Origin of the sequence: Trichocoleus sp. DQ-A2 (assembly GCF_039961915.1) — a bacterium.
Taxonomy (GTDB): Bacteria; Cyanobacteriota; Cyanobacteriia; order Cyanobacteriales; family FACHB-T130; genus FACHB-T130.
This window is the reverse complement of sequence record NZ_JAMPKD010000009.1, coordinates 180,961-201,505: the sequence shown is the minus strand read 5'-3', so window position 1 is coordinate 201,505 and position 20,545 is coordinate 180,961. Positions and strand designations below refer to the sequence as shown.

The 20,545-nt window shown below is 47.6% G+C and carries 12 protein-coding genes; 4 read left to right on the top strand and 8 right to left on the bottom strand.

The window, feature by feature from the left end; translation table 11 throughout:
* Positions 1-227 precede the first annotated feature (227 nt).
* Positions 228-1,226 carry a beta-ketoacyl-ACP synthase 3 gene (locus NC997_RS11295; RefSeq protein ID WP_190524670.1) on the bottom strand — a complete coding sequence of 333 codons (999 nt, stop codon included), beginning with the start codon at positions 1,224-1,226 and terminating at the stop codon, positions 228-230.
* Between the two features lie 127 nt (positions 1,227-1,353).
* The gene (gene plsX / locus NC997_RS11290) at positions 1,354-2,385 is read right to left on the bottom strand and encodes a phosphate acyltransferase PlsX (protein WP_190428835.1); all 1,032 of its coding nucleotides are present in this window, start codon (positions 2,383-2,385) and stop codon (positions 1,354-1,356) included.
* 351 nt (positions 2,386-2,736) lie between these two features.
* Here plsX and NC997_RS11285 point away from each other — a divergent pair, with 351 nt between their 5' ends.
* Positions 2,737-4,062, top strand: coding sequence for a D-alanyl-D-alanine carboxypeptidase (locus NC997_RS11285; protein ID WP_190524669.1), 1,326 nt, complete (start codon positions 2,737-2,739; stop codon positions 4,060-4,062).
* Positions 4,063-4,200: 138 nt separating this feature from the next.
* Here NC997_RS11285 and lptC read toward each other — a convergent pair whose 3' ends face one another.
* The 3 genes from lptC to metG all read right to left on the bottom strand — a co-directional run bounded on the left by lptC (position 4,201) and on the right by metG (position 7,776).
* A complete protein-coding gene (lptC, locus tag NC997_RS11280) occupies positions 4,201-5,370 on the bottom strand; it encodes an LPS export ABC transporter periplasmic protein LptC (protein WP_190524667.1) in 1,170 nt (389 codons plus the stop codon).
* A gap of 38 nt (positions 5,371-5,408) precedes the next feature.
* Entirely contained in the window at positions 5,409-6,017 is a 609-nt protein-coding gene (locus tag NC997_RS11275; protein ID WP_190415651.1) for an NYN domain-containing protein, read from the bottom strand.
* A gap of 166 nt (positions 6,018-6,183) precedes the next feature.
* Positions 6,184-7,776, bottom strand: a complete 1,593-nt coding sequence (metG, locus tag NC997_RS11270) for a methionine--tRNA ligase (RefSeq protein ID WP_190524665.1) — start codon at positions 7,774-7,776, stop codon at positions 6,184-6,186.
* 409 nt (positions 7,777-8,185) lie between these two features.
* Between metG and NC997_RS11265 the strand changes: the two genes are divergently transcribed.
* Positions 8,186-8,908, top strand: a complete 723-nt coding sequence (locus NC997_RS11265) for a lysophospholipid acyltransferase family protein (protein ID WP_190524663.1) — start codon at positions 8,186-8,188, stop codon at positions 8,906-8,908.
* A gap of 228 nt (positions 8,909-9,136) precedes the next feature.
* Positions 9,137-9,952, top strand: coding sequence for an alpha/beta hydrolase (locus NC997_RS11260; RefSeq protein WP_190440765.1), 816 nt, complete (start codon positions 9,137-9,139; stop codon positions 9,950-9,952).
* Between the two features lie 316 nt (positions 9,953-10,268).
* Here NC997_RS11260 and NC997_RS11255 read toward each other — a convergent pair whose 3' ends face one another.
* The 3 genes from NC997_RS11255 to NC997_RS11245 all read right to left on the bottom strand — a co-directional run bounded on the left by NC997_RS11255 (position 10,269) and on the right by NC997_RS11245 (position 19,319).
* A complete protein-coding gene (locus NC997_RS11255; protein ID WP_190524661.1) occupies positions 10,269-11,969 on the bottom strand; it encodes an IS1634 family transposase in 1,701 nt (566 codons plus the stop codon).
* A 48-nt stretch (positions 11,970-12,017) separates the two neighbouring features.
* Positions 12,018-18,239: a CHAT domain-containing protein gene (locus tag NC997_RS11250; protein WP_242031230.1), complete on the bottom strand. Its 6,222-nt coding sequence runs from the start codon at positions 18,237-18,239 to the stop codon at positions 12,018-12,020.
* A 240-nt stretch (positions 18,240-18,479) separates the two neighbouring features.
* Positions 18,480-19,319, bottom strand: a complete 840-nt coding sequence (locus NC997_RS11245; protein ID WP_190524659.1) for a COP23 domain-containing protein — start codon at positions 19,317-19,319, stop codon at positions 18,480-18,482.
* A gap of 313 nt (positions 19,320-19,632) precedes the next feature.
* Between NC997_RS11245 and crtR the strand changes: the two genes are divergently transcribed.
* A complete protein-coding gene (gene crtR, locus NC997_RS11240; RefSeq protein ID WP_190415660.1) occupies positions 19,633-20,535 on the top strand; it encodes a beta-carotene hydroxylase in 903 nt (300 codons plus the stop codon).
* Positions 20,536-20,545: the final 10 nt, after the last annotated feature.

Sequence of the window (20,545 nt, the reverse complement as noted above, 5' to 3'; positions counted from 1 at the left end):
GTAATTGGTAATTCGTAATTGGCAATTAGCAATAGGTAATTGGAGAAAAGTTTTCAGTTTTAGAGGCGCAATTGATCGCGTCTGAGTTTTGGCTTCAAGAATTTCTTTCTTGCCTTAAAACTCAATCCTTAACACTCCTAACTTTCATTACCCATTACCGATCCACCTATCGAAAATTATTGGAAGCGGAGATCCGACCTCCGCAAAATTAAAAATCTAAAATTGATTTATCTGCCCCATTGGAAAATCGCTGCGCCCCACGTTAGACCCGCGCCAAAGCCCGAAGTAGCAATCATATCTCCTGGTTTAATTTTGCCTTCTCGCACAGCTTCATCCAGTGCTAAGGGAATGGAAGCAGCAGAAGTATTGCCGTAGTTAGCAAGATTGCTAATGACTTTTTCAGCAGGAATCTTTAAGCGTTGGGCGACGGCATCAAGAATTCGCTGATTGGCTTGATGTAAAAGCAACCAGTCAATTTGTTCAATGCTGATATTTGCGCGAAACATGGCTTTTTCCAGCACTTCCGGCACTTTTTGCACGGCAAAGCGATAAACTTCCTTACCGTTCATAGTGATGGGGTGGTAAGTGCCAGCTTGGACGTTGATCCCAGGAACCAGTTCTTTAGGCTGTGCCGTGTAGGCTAGGCTGAGGGATTTGTGCTGGGTTCCATCACTGCGGAGTTCAAATCCCAGCAGGCGATCGCGATCGCTCGCCTGCATGACAATGGCACCGGCACCATCCCCAAATAACACGCAGGTTCCCCGATCTGACCAATCTACCCAGCGCGACAGAATATCAGCCCCAATCAGCAAGACATTTTGATAGACGCCGGTGCGGATAAACTGCGATGCCGTAACTAGACCAAAGACAAATCCAGAGCAAGCGGCTGTTAAATCAAAAGCCACCGCCCTAGATGCTCCCAGTTGAAACTGAATTGCTGAGGCACTCCCGAACAAATCATCGGCAGTTGAAGTTGCCAGAATAATTAAATCCAGGTCTTCTGGGGCGATCCCAGCCATTGCGATCGCTCTTTGTGCCGCGAGTGTGGCGATCGAACATAAAGACTCCTCACCCGCCAGCCGTCGCTGACAAATCCCGGTGCGGCTGGCGATCCAATCATCGGAAGTATCTACCAGCTGAGTGAGTCCATGATTATCCAGAGAACCTGAGGGGATCGCAGAGCCGCTTCCGGTAATGGCGACGCCGACGCCTGTTTGTTGCAACATTGCTCTCCATGCTTGCTGGGGTCTTTAGGTATCAGCTATCAGCATTTTAGCTTTTAGCTAAATCGATTAATTCTAAACGATCGACGCTGGAATGTCACATTTTACACTTCATCCTTCATCCTTGTTGCTATTCGCCGATTGCCGATTGTTTAGCACTGATATCTTGAGACTGAATTCGCTCCAGTACCTGGTTATCAACTGCTTCTTTCGCTATGCGAATCGCGTTAAAAATTGACGGAGCCTGGGAGCTACCGTGGCTAATAATACAAATGCCTCCGACCCCCAACAACAAGCAACCGCCATGTTCCGCGTGGTCTACCCGCTGCTTTATTCGCCGCAAGTTTGGTTTCAACAGAGCCGTGCCGACTTGCCCGCGCAGTCCTTGAGGTAACTCTTCCTGGAGGATTTGCAAGACTGCCTCGCCAACGGCTTCAGCAAATTTCAACAAAACATTCCCGGCAAAACCATCGCAAACGACCACATCAAAATTACCCGTCAGGACATCGCGCCCTTCGGCATTGCCAGCAAAGCAAATTTGCGAATTCTCTTGCAGCCTTTGGTAAGTGCGAACCGCTAGATCGTTCCCCTTACATTCTTCTTCACCAATGTTGAGCAACCCGACTTTAGGAACGTCTACACCCAGCACATACTGGCTGTAAATCGATCCCATCAGTGCGAACTGCTCCAAAAATTTAGGACGACAATCGACATTTGCGCCGACATCGAGAATGAGCACTGATTTACTAGCTACCATCGTTGGCAAAACTGCGCCGATCGCGGGGCGGTCGATCCCCCGAAGGCGTCCCAGTCGCAGCAGAGCAGATGCCATAGCGGCTCCTGAATGACCCGCTGACACCACTGCTTGGGCTTGTTTTTGTTTTACCAAATCCATTGCTACGTTGATTGAAGCCTTGGGCTTGCGTTTTAAACCACTTAGAGGCTCCTCGTGCATTTCAATTGTGCCCTCAGAAGGCACAATTTGAGGAAGATGAGAACTGGTGTGTTGCCCTAGGGAAGCTTCAATCTGATGAGGATCGCCCACCAGCAAAACCTCTACGTCTAATTCTTCCTGTGCCCTAAGCGCTCCAGCAACGATTTCGGCGGGGGCGTGGTCGCCACCCATAGCGTCAATTGCGATCCGTGCGCGAGTCGATCCCATTGATCAAAGTGATATAAACCTTAAAAATTCTACCAGTACCCGATGACTCCTGGAGAAACCAGGGTCAATCCGGGAGGATGAAAGAGGACGGAGGAAGGATAAATAAAAGAATGCTGAAAAAAATGGTACTCCTAAATAGGTAAAGATAGAGAACTAGTTGTCCCACGGGAGAGTTTATCCATTTTCGCTTGCTCACCGATTACTCATTCCTTGTCCCTGCTTGTGCTTTACCTATACGCGAACTCCCGAAAAAATATCTTCATTCTGGCGGAAGCAATTTCCGCCTTGGGCTTTTTTTGTAGCTTGCACATCCGGCAGGCTCTTTGTTTAGTGAATAAAGGAAAGTGAGGAATGTTGCAATTATTTGGCTCTGGATTGGTAGCGCTGTGGATGAATATGGCTGGGGTAAAAACAACAGAGATAGATACTACCCAACTGGCTGCGTGGCGGGGAGTTCCTTTGTTTTCCCTATCGATGGCGACCGATCCGGTAGCTGAAAACACTATGCGGCAATATTTGAAGGGCTGGAGCGCTAAAGGCATGGGGGAGGCGGCTCAAGGGGTGTGGATTCAGTCGGGTTCTATGCCCTTGGCAACTCATCAGGGAAATATTCCCTTACCGGCAGCTTCTTTGACCAAGATTGCGACTTCTGCTGCTGCGTTGGAGACTTGGGGTCCAGGCCATCAGTTTGAAACCTCAATTGGCACGACCGGGCCTGTGAGAAATGGAGTTTTGCAGGGAGATTTGGTGATTAATGGCAGTGGCGATCCCTTTTTTGTGTGGGAAGAAGCGATCGCTCTGGGGAATGCTTTAAATAAACGGGGCATCCGTCGCATAAACGGCAATTTGGTGATTGTGGGCGATTTTTACATGAATTACCAATCCCACCCTTATATGGCGGGTCAGATGCTCAAACAAGCATTTAACCCCACCTCGTGGCCCAGAGATGCCCAATATCTATACAACTTAATGCCCCCAGGAACGCCAAAACCACAAATTGCGATCGCGGGTTCGGTCAAAGTTTCGTCAATTGCAATTCCCAAGCAAATTTTGTTGTTGCGTCATCGCTCAATGTCCTTAGCACAAATCCTCAAGGAAATGAACATTTACAGCAACAACGACATGGCGGAGATGCTGGCAAAATCTCTTGGGGGGGCACCTGCCGTCGCTCAGTTGGGGGCTACGTCTGCCGGTGTCCCCCAACAGGAAGTTCAGCTGGTAAATGGCTCTGGTTTGGGGGTGGAAAATCGCATCTCGCCCCGCGCTGTTTGCGGAATGCTGACGGCGATTGAAAGTTATTTACAACCCCATCAGCTAACGGTAGCCGACCTCTTCCCGATATCGGGACGCGATCGCCGGGGAACGATGGTATCTCGCCACATCCCCACAGGCACGATTATCAAAACTGGCACCCTGCGCGATGTCAGCGCCCTTGCTGGGGTAATGCCGACACGCGATCGCGGTCTAGTTTGCTTTGCGATCATCAACCGGGGTGGTGATGTCGATGGTTTTAGAAAACAGCAAGACCAAATACTTCAAAAACTGGTGCAACGATGGGGCATTCCCCCCACTCTACCAGCAGCGATTCTTCCTAGCACTGGGCGAGCTGATATTGCTGGATTTCTCGGTGACGCCAGTCGCAATGAAATTCTCTCAGATTTTCAAGCGCGACGATAATATCGCCCAGCACTCCCCATGATTCGTGAAGGCAAGATCCCCGACTTTCCAAGAAGGCGGGGATCTCAACCACTGGCATCTCACAACTCAAATAGGATTGCTATACCATTTTGGTTTTTATGACCATCGCTTCTCGATTCAAGGAATAATTTCCGTCACCACTCTGCTACTACCACCGTTAGCACCACCGCCACCTGTGACAACAACCGTTTGACCTTGAAACTTACCGACTGCTCTGGAACCCGTCAAGTGCAGCGGCGGGTCAACTTGTTGATGATAAATTACATTGCCTTGAGCATCAAATTCTTCAGTCGGAATATTCCAAGTCACCTGATTGGCGTAAAGTTGGGATTTATTCCGACTGCCAACGCCTTGGACGCCACCAACCAGACGAGCCACTTTTCCCTTCAGATCTACCTGACCCCGGTTCCCCGTCAGCGTCACTTGCTGCTGCTGATGCACCACTTTCACGGGTTGGTCTGACGTAACCATTTGTGTGTCTAAGTTCCAGGTGACAGAATTTCCAGCGATTTGCACCGGCGGCTCTAAAGAAGTCATCTGAACATTCTTTGTCAGCGTTGCCATCTTCGTTTTCAGGTTTACCTGACCAGAATCTCCTGCTGCTTGCTCTGTCACGCGATTGCCTGTGTAGCGGTCAATCTGGATGCGGCGATCGCCAACTACCATCTGCTGGGGAATTTGCCACACTAAATGTTCGGTTCTCATTTGTACCGCTGGGTCTTTTGATGTTGCGACAATTTGACCCAATAATTCCATATGCTGCGACCGGCTAAAATATCGTCCTTCCTTCGCTGTTGCCACCATCTTTTGATGGGTGCCGACGAGATTTTGACGCACGATCACAACGTCTTCCTTTGGTCGCCACTCTAATTCATTCCCTTTTAAAACTGCCCCATTCCGAGGGTCTGTGGCAACAATCTGACCCTTCAGAAAGATTTTTTTACCATCCTCTTGAACTTCGCCACTATCTGCGGTGATTTGCATAATCATTTTTCCATCTTGGAACAAATCCCCGCTAGGATTTTGGATGCGAGCAGCTTTCTTATCTTTGGTATAAACTGCCTGCTTTGCCTTCACTTTCCACAAAGGTTGTCCCTTCTCATCTGCCTGATCCAGGGTCACATTTTGGAATACTAAACTCCCCTCAAAATCTGTCACGGAAGCAGTATCTTTCTGCAATTTTTTTTCCGTGCGTTTTTCGGTATTACAAGCACTAACTAAAAAAGTGAATAGCAAAAAGTAAATAGGCAAAAGAAATAATTTTTTGCGAGGAGCTACTTTTTTCATTTCTATTGCCTATTTATGTCTTTATTTCTTAGGTTGCGTTATCTATCTTCTTGGTCATCCATAAAGCCAATGCCCGACAGTGGACGGTAAGTATAATTTTGTCTGGGCGTCTTTTGGATATCTTCTTTGATGCTATCCAGGTCAATGTATCGATCTGATACATTGATTAAACTATCGCTGGTCATGGAGCGCAAACTGACCACTTCCACGCGGACACCCCGATAGCTAACGGCATCGACAGCGTAAGCTAAATCCCCATCCCCGCTGACGAGAACAGCGGTATCGTAAGACCCCACTAAAGCCATCATATCGACAGCAATTTCCACATCCAAGTTGGCTTTTTTCGAGCCATCCGGCAGCTGTACCAAGTCTTTGGCAATGACTCGGTATCCATTGCGCCGCATCCACAGCAGGAAACCCTGTTGTTTTTCATTCGTGCGATCGACGCCGGTGTAAAAGAAAGAGCGTAACAAGCGAGACCCAGCGGTTAAGCGGCACAGCAACTTGGTGTAATCAATTTCTATACCGAGCTGTAGTGCTGCATAAAATAGATTTGATCCATCGATAAAAATGGCTACACGACCGCGATTTTCTAAAACCTGTTCTGGCGTGAATACAGAGTCGTTACTGCTGAAATTATTCAACATGATTGTTATGCCTCGATTTTTTTATGAAAAAAGCAATTAGCGATTTTGATGAACTTTTAGCTTTTGAGAGAGCGGTCTGTACCAGAGTTTTTACTTTTGTATGTATCAGCACCCGATGGTCAATCCGCCAACAGCCAACAGCTATTAGCTACTAAGACGAAACTCTTCAGGGGAGTTCCAGCCTTGGAAAAACAGGTCTGGCTTCACCTAAAGCTTGTCTTGCAGTTAGTGTTCCCCAAGTGGCATGAGCGGAAAACGCAGCCGAAACATCTATTAACGTTTTGTTATTAAAGTCAATTGAAAAACCTAGCTGTTGGTAAATGTCACTACTGATGGTAGGAATAATCGGTGATAGCAGATAAGCTGCTAGTCTAACAGATTCTAGAACCGCATACAGGACTTGTTCGACGGCCTGTTGTTGCCCTTGCTTATATAAAGTCCAAGGAGCTTGATCGTCAATAAATTTGTTGCTGGCTCGAATTAGAGTGAAAATATCTGCGATCGCATCACTAAACGCCAGAGATTCATAAGCTTGAGCAACGCGATCGCCTAAACTAAGGCCAATTGCTTTAATTGTGTTATCTGCGGGGATGTTTTCAGCTAAGCAGTCAGGCACGATGCCATTGCAATATTTCTTTGCCATGTTCATCGTCCGATTGAGTAAATTGCCCAGATCGTTTGCTAAGTCAGCATTGAGGATATTGATAAACCGAGTTTCGTTGAAATCTCCGTCTTGCCCAAATTCAATCTCCTTGAGAAAATAGTAACGAATAGCCTCAGCTCCGTAACGTTCGACTAAAGCGATGGGATCGATCGTATTACCAACCGTTTTACTGATCTTTCGCCCGTCTTTTGTCAGGAAGCCATGTCCAAATATTCGAGCGGGTAGCGGCAGATCCGCTGACATTAACATGGCAGGCCAATAGACCGCGTGAAACCGCAGAATGTCTTTACCAATCAGGTGCATATTAATCGGCCACCACTTGGATAAAGCATTCTCTAGCGTCGGTTCGCTATCTGGTTCAAGCAACGCCGTGACATAGCCCAGCAAGGCATCAAACCAGACATAGATGGTGTGGCTAGGATCGACGGGTATAGGGAAGCCCCAGTCTAAATTCACTCGCGAAATGGAGAAATCTTGAAGCCCCTGACTGACAAAGCTCAAAACTTCATTGCGGCGAATTTCTGGCTGGATAAAATCTGGTTGCTGGCGATATAAGTCTTCCAGCTGGCTTTGGTACTTAGAGAGGCGAAAAAAGTAGTTTTGTTCATCCCGCCACTCGACTTCTTTGTTGGGGTGGAGGGGGCAGTGGTGTCCTTCTAGAAGGTCGCGTTCCTCTTTGAATTCCTCGCAAGAGACGCAATACCAGCCCTTTTGTTGCCCCAAATAAATGTCGTTTTTTTCCCAGACGCGCAGGAAAAACTCTTTAACAATGGCTTGATGGCGAGAGTTCGTTGTGCGGATAAACCGATCGTACTGGATATTGAGTTTTTGCCAAAGGACATCGAATCCAGCCGCAATTTCATCCGAGTGAGCTTGCGGTGAAAGCCCTTTGGTTTCTGCTGTGCGCTGAATTTTCTGCCCATGCTCATCCGTGCCGGTAATCAACAGCACAGGCTTTCCCCGGAGCCGTTCAAACCGAGCCACCACATCCGCCGCCATTGTTGTATAAGCGCTGCCAATGTGGGGTACGTCGTTCACATAATACAGTGGTGTAGTAATTGCAAATGAATTTTTACTTGTATGATTAGCACTCATAAATATAAAAAACAACCCCTTTCTTGCTTTTGATCATATACTTCGGGCTGCAATTTTGTATCTTTTCGTTATCTTGTCTTGAGAGTTCCACTTAGCTCTGGGAAATATAAGTATAAAATGTTACTTTTTCTTGACAAAATTAAAATCGTAAAAAATCTTTACCAGCGATTTCCACCCTGAGAGATTCGTATAGGTGAGGAAGTTACGTTAATAATTGTATTAAGAAAAGTTAAGTTATGGGGCGATCGATCGCATCTGCTCAACGAATAAAGTCCAGGCTTGGTAAAAAGTGGAGAATGAACTCAAGAGTCAAGATTCAGTCTACCTCTAGACTCTAGCCATTTATAATCAAGCCGATTGCCTGTTGACTGTAGCGATCGCGCTTCCTGCAAGAAAGCCTATAGAAAGCATGTCTTCAGATAACCCATTACAGATTTCTCGCTTGCTGATGAAGGCAATGGGAACGCAGATGTATATATACCATCAGGATCGCGTTCCTCAAGAAGGTGGCGTTTTAGTGGTGAGCAATCATCGCAGCGTCATGGATGCGCCAATCCTGATGGCAGCTTTAAATCGTCCGATTCGCTTTGCCTGTCATCACTACATGGGACAAGTGCCCGTGATGCGGGAGATTGTCAATCAACTGGGTTGTTTCCCTTTGGAGACGCCAGAACACCGCCAGCAAGATTTCTTTAACAAGGCAATCAGCCTGTTGCAGTCCCAGCAGGTGGTTGGGATATTTCCCGAAGGTGCCCAACCAATGGTAAGCCTAACCCAGCCGAATGAAATGAAAACCTTTCATCGGGGATTTGCTCATTTAGCTTTGCGAGCGCCGGTGCAAAATTTGGCAATTTTACCCGTGGCGATCGCATCCCAGGAAGAAACCAATAACTCGGCAATCCCTCTGCGATTATTAAGTTTATTTGACCCTTCCGAACCCCTATTTAAACAGGCAGGGTGGCATCCGATGGTCATTTACCGTCGATCTAGCATCCTAATTGGGCGTCCCTGTTGGATTACGTCTCAAGTGCGGGAACAATATCAAGGAAAACAAGCCAAAACTGCTGTTGCCAGTCTTATCAATTACTGTCAGGAAGAAATTGCTGGTTTACTTCGTCAAGTTTGGTATTAGTTCGCAAGGATGGGAGTCTGCCATAGAATAAGAATTAATACCTACGTCTACAGGTAGATGGCTTAAGGGTAGGCAAATGGGCAAAGTCCGCTCTCAGTAACCGTCGCCTTCAAGAATTTAGACTTGCCTAGTTTTTCACCGAAGTGTCTTGAGTCCTCGAATCGTTCGCATCCGCCCCAAAGAAAGCAATAAATTTTTGACCTGTTGTTTTTAAATGGACATTACGAAATGCCAGACGTAAAAAGCCATCCTTGTTTTCTCACCCCCAGGCTGTTTAATCCAGACTGCCCGCTGTTCGTGTTCCTCCCAGGCATGGATGGCACGGGTCAATTGTTGCGAGCGCAGACCGAGGGGTTAGAAGCAGCCTTTGATATCCGTTGTTTGGTCATCCCAGCCGATGACTTGACCAGCTGGGACGATCTAACCGATCAAGTGGTAGCGCTGATTGAAGCAGAAGTAGAAAAACAACCTAATCGGTCAGTTTATCTGTGCGGCGAGTCATTTGGGGGCTGTTTGGCGATGAAAGTAGCGTTGCGATCGCCTGAACTATTTGACCGAATTATTTTGATCAACCCCGCTTCTTCCTTTAATCAGCGACCTCTGCTAGCTTGGGGATCGCTGGTGAGCGGCTGGATACCGGAAGTCCTCTACCGAGTGGGATCGGTGTGGTTATTGCCGTTTTTAGCTCATTTAGAACGGGTTGCACCGCGCGATCGCCGCGCCCTTCTAGACGCTATCCACTCCGTACCCCCAAAAACTGTCCTTTGGCGACTGTCCCTCATCAGAGATTTTGATGTTGATGCTTCTCAATTACGTCGCATCACCCAACCTACCCTGGTGATTGCCGGAGGTACAGACCGACTACTGCCCTCTGTAAGTGAAGCTCAGCGCTTAGCTTCTTGCCTACCCGACGCGGAAATGGTCATACTGCCGAAGAGCGGTCATGCTTGTCTTTTAGAAGCTGATGTCAACCTCTACGCAATTATGAAAGCTGAAAATTTTTTAGAAAGTCGGGATAAAGTTTCCCTATTGGCGGTTTCTTAGCGAGCCGTCATTCAGCAGGAGATATGAATTGAATAAAAGCTTGTCATTTTGTACGCTGGGAACCGACCTCGTGTCTATTTTTTCTGCACATTAAGAGCCTGCTGTTTGAAGTCCCAAACTGAATACTCAAACGGGTTTGATGGAAACGGGTTTGATGGGTAGAGCGGCAGGAAAACTTATCCTAAAAACAATTCAGTTTGTCTACTTTGTCATGAGTCATGTGCTTTTACCCTACATTCCGCAGGTTCTGGGTAGAGTCAAAGAGATTTTTTGAAAGAGGAGTCAACGGCAAGCTACGCCAAATCAAGCTGTTAGGTCAACAGAGTTGATAATAACGACTGGCATCGGTTCCCAAAAAGCGGAGAATTTTCCGTCGTTCGGGTGTGAGATTGGTAATCTGCTTGAGGTCATCGACAATCAGCAGATGCACCGCCTGGAAACTCAGAAACACCCAACGCAAACTAGGACGTTGAGTTAACTTACCCGCTTGATTGTTGATGGCTTCGTCGGTCTGCTCTAGAGCTTGACGTAACTGGCGCTGAGCCAAAGCGTAGACTAGTAGACACAGTCCCATAACCATCGCCAAAGCTTCCACACGTCTGGGAGACTTGACAAAGATGCTGGAGGTGAAGAACAACGGGTCTTTGAGAAAACGAAACCCCCGTTCATTGCTTTGTTGGTCTTTGTACTCACTCAGCGCCTGGTCTGGACTCAGCTCGATAGCATCTAGAACATTAGTCGCGAGGATAAAGCGACCGGCTCGGAGCATCTCCACTTCAATCACTTCTGGGTTAGGAACCACAGTGGCTTGAACAGAATAAGTGATACGGCTGGGTGCTTCATCTTGGCGGGGGCGACCAGCTTTATCGTAGTAAGCTTGAGGGATGAATTTGAGGTCTTCTAGACGGTGGTACTTCAACAATTGCTCAAACTTCACTGCCGCCGCACGAGCATCAGGTTCACAAGCGAACTCTTGAGTTGAGAGTTGCCGAAGTTTAACTGATTGTTGCTTATATTCTTTGTCGATGCGCTTATGCAATTGCTGGATGTCAGCCTGTTTACGCTGTTCACTCTCCACAATGAACCAGCGCTGTTGGACCCCACCATAGCAGCTTTGACGCTCGGCAAGGCGATAACCTTTGAGGCGGCTGGTCTGCCATTCATTGGCTTGAATCTCCAACAAGACTACCTTGGCTTGAGCAAGGGTCAGGGGTACTCGTGTTAGCCACTTGAGCTGTTTCATCGCTATCAAGTTGTCAGCCGTGTACAAGGCACTGTCAGCAACACACAAACCTTCAAATGTCCATTGCTCTCGAAATTTCTCAAATAGTTTAGTGAAGCTGGTTTTGTCATCTTCATTGCCGTCAGCTACGCGCAGGAACAACGGCACATCTCCATCAGCCGTGCAAACCGTATCGATGATGAACTGTTTGAGGTCAGGTCTGTGGTCTCTTGAGTAACCGTGGGTAATAGCGATCGGTTTTGGTTCGTCCCCTTCCGGCTCTTGAGGACTAGCTGACTCGCTTGAGGTTGCCGAATTACTAGTGGCGGCAGACTCCTGGCTCGAAGAGTTCTCGCTACACTCGGATACATACTCTCCATCTACATGAAATGAGCTGGAGTCTAGATGGATGCTTGTCACCGATACCCCAAACTGTTCTACCGCTTTCATTGCCAGAGTCGTGAACACTTGAGTCGCTCCCACTTGGTAGAATTTGTCCAAGGCTCGTCCCAATCGGTCATCACTTAAGTGTTCTGGCTTGACTCCCTCTCCAATCAAATGCTCCGTGGCTTTCCCTTCAAAGAACTGAGCCAACAGATACAACGGAGCAGCCACGAAGCCTAGACCATTAAGAATCATTGCTTTGAGGAGTTGTCCTGTACTCACTTGTTCAAGTGAGTGTGTGCCGACTAATTGATTAATTTCATCGACCCAACTCATCTGGTCGATGATGCCTGCCACGATGCCTAAATGATCGATATCTTTGACTTGGATGTTGGTGGGCTGTTGAGTCATTGCTTAAAAATACCTCTGACTCTACCAGCAACCTGCGGAATCTGGGTTTTACCAAGGATTGCCAATCATTGTAAAAGCAGACCAGTAATAAGGATGGGAGAGGACTTGATTTCCGATTCCTAGCAATTGGGGTGGCAAAGAGATATCCCCATTGCGAGTCCGTAACTTTCCTCCTTCCAGTCGCACTTGCCCCCTGAGCATCGCTAACTGAGATTGACGTAGCGCCTCTGCCTTAATCGGAGCTGTTTTTAATTCTTCGTAGAATTCTGCCATCAGTCCCAGAGTCCCCTCATCGCTGACGTACCACAAACTTGCCAACGCTGATTTCACCCCTGCTTGCACCGCTAATCCCGCAAAGCCCAACTCTGCCTGCTCGTTCCCCACTGCTGTGCGACAGGCACTCAGCACTAATAGCTCTACTGGTGGGTTGTCCCAACCCAGTTCCCGCCAGTGATCGAGTCGCAATTTGGTGTCCCATAACTGAATGTAGGAGTTGCTGGGAGAACCTGAATTAAACTCTCCGTGAGTTGCCAGGTGTACAATCTCAAACGGCTGTTGTTGACGCTGCGCCTTCAGATTCTTTAGCGTAAAATCCTCATTGAGAAAGGACTTGCCTTTCCACAGATAGGGGACGATTGCTGATAATTCCCTTGGTACTGCTGGTAAAGGATTTTTATCCGTAAATTTTGAGATGCCCATTGCCAAAACTTGAGCATTTTTCAAACTCTGGTAGTGAGTATCGGTGAGGCTAAGGCTGGGCATCAAACCAACGCTGTAGCGCTCAAGGATAAACCCTTTACCATCGTGGAGAGCAGCGATGGGGATCGTGCGTAGACCCTCGTCCATGAGGAAGACAAGATTTTGAATATCGAGTCTTTGCAGATCTTTCTCTAGCGGTGCTAGCAGCCATTGATACATCTGCTGAGAGGATGCTAGGTAGCCACGAGCGCTTTTAAGGTTGGTCACTTGCGTCTGGAATTGGTTAGCAAGTTTGAGAACTTTTTGGCGGGTTGCGCCTGTGACTCTTTTCCGAATCGGTTGTCCATCTGCCGTCACTAGTACGAGTTCCAGCTGATCTTGATAATTTTCCGTTTTTTGCGGTTCTAGGCTGTCAGGATTAATGGAATGATCAATTGAGGAAGATGGGCTTTTTGCCTCATTTGCTACCGCAGTTGTGGGAGTAAAAACAGCGTAAATGAGTGCCGCTTTGATACCGCTAGATGCTTCAATGCTTTGCAGGGTACTACGGGCATCGGAAAGGCTCCTTGTGGGGGTATCGCTTACGCCTAGATATTGTTCATATTCTTGGGTGAAGGGTTCGTCAATTTGAGCCAACGCAGAATCAACTTCAACCAAGGACTGACTGGTATTGGCCGGAGGGGAAAGCGAAGTAGTCTCCTGCGGTTGTGATGCTTCTTGCTGTGGGATTTCGACGGGCAGTGAGGGGGTTTGAGCAGGGATAAAATCGGGAGTAGGGCTGAAGGTGATGATTTTAATGTTGCCCTGGATGTAAGTGTCCGGCGGTACGGGTACTGAAAAGATAGTGGCAATCGTATTAGTTGCTCCACTGGTTATCGATCCAGCTGTCCCGTTGATGGTGGCATTCCCAATGACGAAGGGAGTGGTCGTGCTGCCACTGTGACGGATGGTGATGTCACCGCCGTTGGTTCCACCAGCGGTCGAAATACTGGAATTTAGGCTATTGCGGTCTGTAAACGTGCCTGTAGCCCGAAAGAATTTACCAGCAGTAATATTAACAGTTCCGCCAGTGCCACTTCCCAGACTTTGGGCATTGATGGTACGGGTAGTAATGTTGCCGTTGTTAGCAGTTAAGCCGATCGCTCCCCCATTCCCACTCTGCGAGTAAGATTCTAGATTGCCGGTGGTGATGTCCCCGGTGGCAGAAAAGGTTATGGCACCCCCCGTAAAGGTCGTCGAGGTGTTAATGACCGATCCAGTGCTGATGCCTCCCGTTCCCGATCTCAGCGTGATGTCCCCGCCTTTGCCAAAACCACCATAAGATCTTGCATTCAAATTGCTGGTGGTAATGTCGCCCTTGGCAGAAAAGTTGAGCGCCCCTGCATCGCCATACTGAGAGTCAGAATACACCTCTAAAAGTGAAATTTTTCCAGTATTGCTCGTGAGAGTGATGCCACCCCCCGTGCCGAAACCATAAGTACCAGAATCTAGAGTGCCAGTTGTGATGTCACTGTTGGTAGAAACAGCGATCGCTCCTCCATCGTTATCAACTGACCAAGATTCCACGTTACCTGTCGTAATATTGCCATTAGCTTCTAGGGTGACAAATCCCCCGTAGCCTTCAGAGGAGGTTGTATCTAACAACCCGGTATTAATGGCTCCCTGGTTACTGTAGATAGAGATATCACCGCCATCACCCTTCACTGACCAAGATTCCACCTTACTGGTGGTAATGTTGCCATTGGCTTCAAGGTCGATCGCGCCCCCAAAACCTTCCAAGGAAGTTGCATCTAGCGCCCCAGTTTGGATAGTTCCCTGGTTACTGTAGATAGAGATATCACCGCCATCACCCTTCACTGACCAAGATTCCACCTTACTGGTGGTAATGTTGCCTTTTGCATCAAACGCGATCGCGCCCCCAAAACCTTCCAAGGAAGTTGCATCTAATGCCCCAGTTTGGATAGTTCCCTGGTCACTGTAAAGATAAATATCACCAGCATCCCCACTGTTTGAGAAAGCGTTCAAGTCAGCGGTAGTAATGTTGCCTTTTGCATCAAATGCGATCGCGCCCCCATCACCACCCTTTGAATTTGATCGTACTTGTTGGGTGTCGATCGTTCCTGTATAGCTTGTCAGAGAAATTTTTCCCCCATTGCCATACCCATTTGAAAAAGCATGAATGTAGCTGGTGTTAATGTTGCTACCAGCGGTAAGGGTGATGTTTCCCGTAATGCCTGCACTCAGACCATAAGAGCCTGTGTTGAGGATACCAGTGGTAATGTTGCCCTGAGGGGCAAATAAGTTAATCGAACCCGCATCATTAGTCTGGGAGTAGGAGAATAAGTCTCCACTTGTGATGCTTCCCCCACTGCTAATAACGGTGATGTCACCCCCAATCCCAGAATCATAGGAGCGAGAATCTAGACTGCCCGTGGTAATGTTTCCATTGGCAAACAGGGCAATCTCTCCAGAAAAACCATAATCTGACCAAGATTGCAAGGTTTTTGTTGTAATTTCTCCAAAAGCCATCAGCGCGATCGCACCGCCATTGCCGTCAAAAGTGGTTGCGTCTAAGATGCCAGTGTTAATGCTTCCTGCCTTACTAGAGAGGAAAATATCCCCGCCATCGCCTTCAACCGACCAAGATTTCAAGTCACCAGTGGTAATATTGCCGAAAGCATTCAAGGCGATCGCGCCGCCGTTATTGCTATAAGCGCTAGTATCAAGCTTGCCTGCACTGGTATTGATACTGCCGAGGAAGCTGGTTAGCGTAATCTGACGACCGGAATTGATGATATTGCCAGTCGTGATATTTTGGTTGGCTAACAGGGTAAGCGTCGCGTTATCATCTCCGGCGAGAGTATAACCTGTCGTGGTTATAGAACCAGAACCTACGGGCGATCGCACGGTGACTGGATCGAAGAAGGTGGTGTTGCCAGCCAAAGTGATTGCACCGCTGCTATCTGCCCGTCCGATGATGATTTGAGAAAACCCATTTTCTAAAAAATTGAGTTCGCTGGTGTTGAGATTTAAGCGGTTGTCGTTGACTGTCCCGCCAATGGTAATACCCAAACTGGAAGTCAGAGGCTGCAATTGAAGCATACCGCTGCCCTTAATTTGCGGGGTGCCAGGATTCGTGGAGTCAATAAAATTAATTTCATTAGCGGTAAGAGTGATATTACCGCTACCCCCAATTCCAGTCGGATTAATGCTGCTGTCTTGTAAGAGAATGCCTGCTGCATCAATCGCACCAGTGCCATTGAGGGTAATCGCCCCTGTCCCAACAGATTCCACGACGCTTTCAGAGACAATAATAATCTCGTAGCTGTCGCTGCCCGTTCCCTTGACAGTGCCAGACAGATTAATATTTCCAGCTTGCGATCGCACTCTGCCGCTTCCATAAACAGCCGTTCCATCCTGACTTCCCGCCCCAGTGCCGCTGGTGCCTGTCAGGGTAAGATTCCCGCTATTGGATTGCACGATGCTGCCAATCGTGCCAATCGAAATGCCGTCATTGTTGAAACCCTTTCCGTTACTGGTACCGATTAGGGTAACGTTCCCCGCCCCAGTGGATGCTACATTGCTACCTGTAGAGACCTGAATTCCATGATTGGCAGCACCAGTTCCGTTACCAGTACCCTGAATATTAATATTTCCATCCACGGAACTCACTTTAGAGTTTTGGATGATTTCTATGCCGTCATTTGCATTTGTTCCACTTCCAGGCAAACCCGTTAGGGTAATCGTTCCGGTTCCGGTTGATTGCACTGCACTGTTGTTTTGAAGCGAAATCCCGTTGTTGGTAGTACCAGTAACACTAAGAAATCCTGTGCCTGTCAGGTTAATATTGCCGCCTTGGACATTAATAATGCTGTTGTTGAGCAGAATGCCATTGGTGTAGGTGGCATTTCCTCGACCAACTCCTGTAAGATTGCCGCCGTTTGTACTAATCGTGGCATTGGTGAGGGCGATCGCGCCGCTACCGTTGATGTCATTATCAGCAAAAAGATTGACATTCAGCTTGCCGCTACTGGAAGCGATCGCGCCATTTAGAATAATGTTGTTGTTAGCTTGTAAAGTAAGCGCGGCATCTCCCCCAGATGTCTTGCTAATAAAAGCATTGCTATTTTGAGTAATATTTCCGGCACCTGGAGAACCAGCAGCAGTTGCCGTGTCGAGGATGACGCTAGTGCCAGTATTCAGGGCAGCATTAATATTGGCAACATCCACCGTATTCGTGCCAATCGCACCGCCGCCACTATTCACAATCGTGATATCAGTCGGGTCAATCAGCCAAGTACCACCAACCCCTTGAGGGGCGCTTGCATCCGGCGTACTGGTGAGATTCAGAAACTGTTTGCTAGAAGTTTCAATCAACCCACCATTTCCAGAATAAATGCCTCCCCTTGCCGTTAGTGTCCCGTAAATGCTAGCTGTATCATCTGCAAAAACAATGACTTTTCCACCATTCCCGTTGTGCAGTGCGTCGGCAGAAATCACCGAGTCGCTGCTAACCAATGTTTGTAAGGCATTTGGCACTTTGCCTTGACCCTGATAATCACCGCCAATCAGTACCGCACCGCCGCCATTGGTGCCCGAAGCGTTAATATTGCCACTAATGACACTCGCTTGGTTGCCCAAGACATAGACAGTGCCGCCAATTTGACCCGATACATTCAGGGTGCCAGAAGCAATCGCAGTACCTGGTTGTGTGCCAATTTCAGCACTAGAAGCAGTCAATCGTACCGTGCCATCGCTATTGACGGTTAATCCTGTGGCATTCGCGAGATTTCCGCCCGTTAGCAGCGAAGGCAGGGATAAAGGAGTAAAGGGTAGCGCGGCTGTATTTGAGCTAGGTAGCGGTTGAATTTCTAAACTTAGAGGGCTGCCGGGTAGACTCAGCCGCACTAATTTCTCACCCGGTACACCGACTACAGCAATTTGCCCCCCAGTCGCCCTCATCTGCCCCGTAGTAACTGCCGTGCCACCTAACAGGGTTAAATTCCCCGATACTGCCAAATTCCCCGCATTGATAATGCTTCCAGGTTGAGGAGTGTTAAAAATAAACTGGTTGGGCGTTCCGACTAATGTAGCGTAGTCATTCGCCCCAATTGCATTAAACCAATTGCTGCCAAAACCGATACCTGTGGCAGTGGTGACGGTAAATGAAGCAGGAACATTTAGGCTGGCATGAGAACCAAAAATAATGCCTGCTGGATTCATCAAGAACAGGTTGGAGTTTCCCCCTGTGACTTGGATTAATCCATTGATATAAGAAGCATTCCCACCTGTAACGCGCCCTAAGATATTTTGAATATTAGGGTTAGAAAGAAAGTTTGCAATTTCCCCAGAATTTAACTCTAGCTGCTCAAAGCTATGAAAAAGATTTGCTTTATCCTTTGAGAGCGTGCCGCCGCTAATGTTAAAACGGTTCCCCTCTGGAGTAACAATTGTGCCGGTGCCGTCAGCCGCTGGGGTAATCGGCTGTGCTTGTACTGGTTGAAGCGAGTTAGCGATCGCTGTTAGTGAAAACACTACCAGTAACAGCCTTATATTTCTAACGGCTGACATATTTATGCACTTACCCTGTTGTCAATATTCCTAAAGTAACATTGACAGATTCAACGTGTTAGGAATGCTTTTATTTGTTTTAGCTCATAAGAGCGATCGCCATCTGTAAATAAATAAAATTGTCTGGCTTCCAGACGGCTCAATATTGGGAAGCCAAACAATTTTGTATCTTCTCTATTCTATTGATTGTGCTGATTATGCGCTCGCGGGTTTGAATCCCCGCTCGCCTATCAACAATTTTTAACGGAAGTTGCCTGGATTCAGTCGAGGATTGGCTCGATTCGAGCGCATCGGCACTCCGCCTTTCAACTGGGTGCCGGTGCCACCATCAGCTCGGTCTAAGAAAGGTCGCAGGTTAACGCTTTGTGACCTACGGCTGGAGCGATTCGTGTTGCCGCCAAGGGAAGATAAACCCAAGTTTAAGAGATCGTTGAGCATCTGAGCATCCCGACCCCCAACAAAGGTGTTAACGCCCTCTGTCACCTGTCCGCTGTCAGCAATGCTGATATTTTGGAAAACGCGATCGCGGATCAACTGCGGATTTTCACCAGGAGGCACAGTCAGCACAATCCGACAGTCTGGGTTTTTCTGAGTCGTGATGCAAACCACGTTGTAGTTATTTTCCACCGATGCCCGCATTTCCTGAAGACCATCGGGTCGATAAGATTCTAATCGGCGACTAATTTCGTTACAACGTCTCTCAGCAGTCCAGCCACCGCCTAAAGGACTGGGAGTTGCCCAAGCATAAGCTTGATCGGGTTGGCTCTTCGGGTGATACATCACCATATACTGACTGTTCGTTAGCTGGCAGGTAAACCGTGGCTTGTTAGCAGTTGTACTATTCTCTGATTCCGTTCCTGAGCTAGTGGTGCTATCTGGACTCCCATCGGTGTCTACCACAACATCCCCGTCCGAGGTCTGAGTATTCTCATCTTCTACACCCGGCAGTTGCGCTTGCTGAACAGAACCGGCAAAGGCAATACCGCCATTCAGTAGAATTGCTAAACCGGCAGATAAAGCCACACTTTTGACCACTAAGGACTTTGCTTCAAACGCGAACCTAGACAGATGTGGTGACATATCAACAATCCTCCTGTATATTTTTTGACTATCGTTAGCATCATTTGAATTAAATGAGCTAATTTCATAAATCTTTATAAATCGGTCTTCGTAGCGTATACTACGAAAGCACGACTAGAATCCCCCGCTTCCCTGGTAGGAATAAGGGTAAGAAGTCAGGAAAATAGAGCGTGTTTTTTGAAAATTGTCAATCAGTGGGTACTGTTTATCCTGTATCCAATGTTGCACAACATACCCCCCTAGATGCCATAGTGACGGGAAAACCGAAGCAAAGTTCCCGCAGAACCCTTAAATCATTCAAAAGGAGAAAACAATGTTGTTGGAGGCACAAAAGCCGCTGACAGTTCCCAGACATTTCCTGGAACCGCCTGCGTCCCTAAGCCCAACGCTACTCATGTTTCTAGCCGCCGTAGCGATGGTTGTGCTATCAAACTTTGGTTATTGGCTCTGGGAGTGGCCTCACTGGTGTTGCTTTATCACAAACACGATCGCCTTGCACATTTGTGGAACGGTGATTCATGATGCTTGTCATAATTCTGCCCATCGTAACCGAGTCATCAATGCCATCCTGGGACATGGCAGTGCGCTGATGTTAGTCTTTGCCTTCCCAGTATTTACTAGGGTTCATTTGCAGCATCATGCCCATGTAAATGACCCGGAAAACGATCCAGATCATTACGTTTCTACTGGCGGACCCCTGTGGTTAATTCCGGTGCGGTTTTTATACCACGAAGTATTTTTCTTTAAACGGCAGCTGTGGCGAAAATATGAACTTTTGGAATGGTTCTTGAGCCGCTTATTTGTCGGGACGATTTTCTATATTTCAATTCAGTACCACTTCTTAGGCTACATTCTCAATTTTTGGTTTATCCCGTCTGCCCTGGTAGGATTGGCGCTGGGATTGTTTTTTGATTATCTGCCGCATCGCCCTCATCAAGAACGCGATCGCTGGAAAAATGCCAGAGTTTACCCCAACCCCATCCTCAATTTGCTGATCATGGGGCAAAATTACCACCTCATTCATCATTTGTGGCCTTCCATCCCCTGGTATCACTACCAAAATGCTTATTACGCCACCAAGCCCCTTTTAGATGAAAAAGGCTGTTATCAAACTCTGGGAATCTGGCAAGGAAAAAATTTCTGGAGCTTTTTATATGACGTTTTTTTAGGCATCCATTTTCACAACAAATCACCTAAAAACCTAGAAAATAGCTAATAAATGTCAT

Bases quoted from the DNA above. Each gene is read 5' to 3' on its own strand.
- NC997_RS11295 (WP_190524670.1), bottom strand. From the start codon at position 1,226: ATGTTGCAACAAACAGGCGTCGGCGTCGCCATTACCGGAAGCGGCTCT.
- plsX (WP_190428835.1), bottom strand. From the start codon at position 2,385: ATGGGATCGACTCGCGCACGGATCGCAATTGACGCTATGGGTGGCGAC.
- NC997_RS11285 (WP_190524669.1), top strand. From the start codon at position 2,737: ATGTTGCAATTATTTGGCTCTGGATTGGTAGCGCTGTGGATGAATATG.
- lptC (WP_190524667.1), bottom strand. From the start codon at position 5,370: ATGAAAAAAGTAGCTCCTCGCAAAAAATTATTTCTTTTGCCTATTTAC.
- NC997_RS11275 (WP_190415651.1), bottom strand. From the start codon at position 6,017: ATGTTGAATAATTTCAGCAGTAACGACTCTGTATTCACGCCAGAACAG.
- metG (WP_190524665.1), bottom strand. From the start codon at position 7,776: ATGAGTGCTAATCATACAAGTAAAAATTCATTTGCAATTACTACACCA.
- NC997_RS11265 (WP_190524663.1), top strand. From the start codon at position 8,186: ATGTCTTCAGATAACCCATTACAGATTTCTCGCTTGCTGATGAAGGCA.
- NC997_RS11260 (WP_190440765.1), top strand. From the start codon at position 9,137: ATGCCAGACGTAAAAAGCCATCCTTGTTTTCTCACCCCCAGGCTGTTT.
- NC997_RS11255 (WP_190524661.1), bottom strand. From the start codon at position 11,969: ATGACTCAACAGCCCACCAACATCCAAGTCAAAGATATCGATCATTTA.
- NC997_RS11250 (WP_242031230.1), bottom strand. From the start codon at position 18,239: ATGTCAGCCGTTAGAAATATAAGGCTGTTACTGGTAGTGTTTTCACTA.
- NC997_RS11245 (WP_190524659.1), bottom strand. From the start codon at position 19,319: ATGTCACCACATCTGTCTAGGTTCGCGTTTGAAGCAAAGTCCTTAGTG.
- crtR (WP_190415660.1), top strand. From the start codon at position 19,633: ATGTTGTTGGAGGCACAAAAGCCGCTGACAGTTCCCAGACATTTCCTG.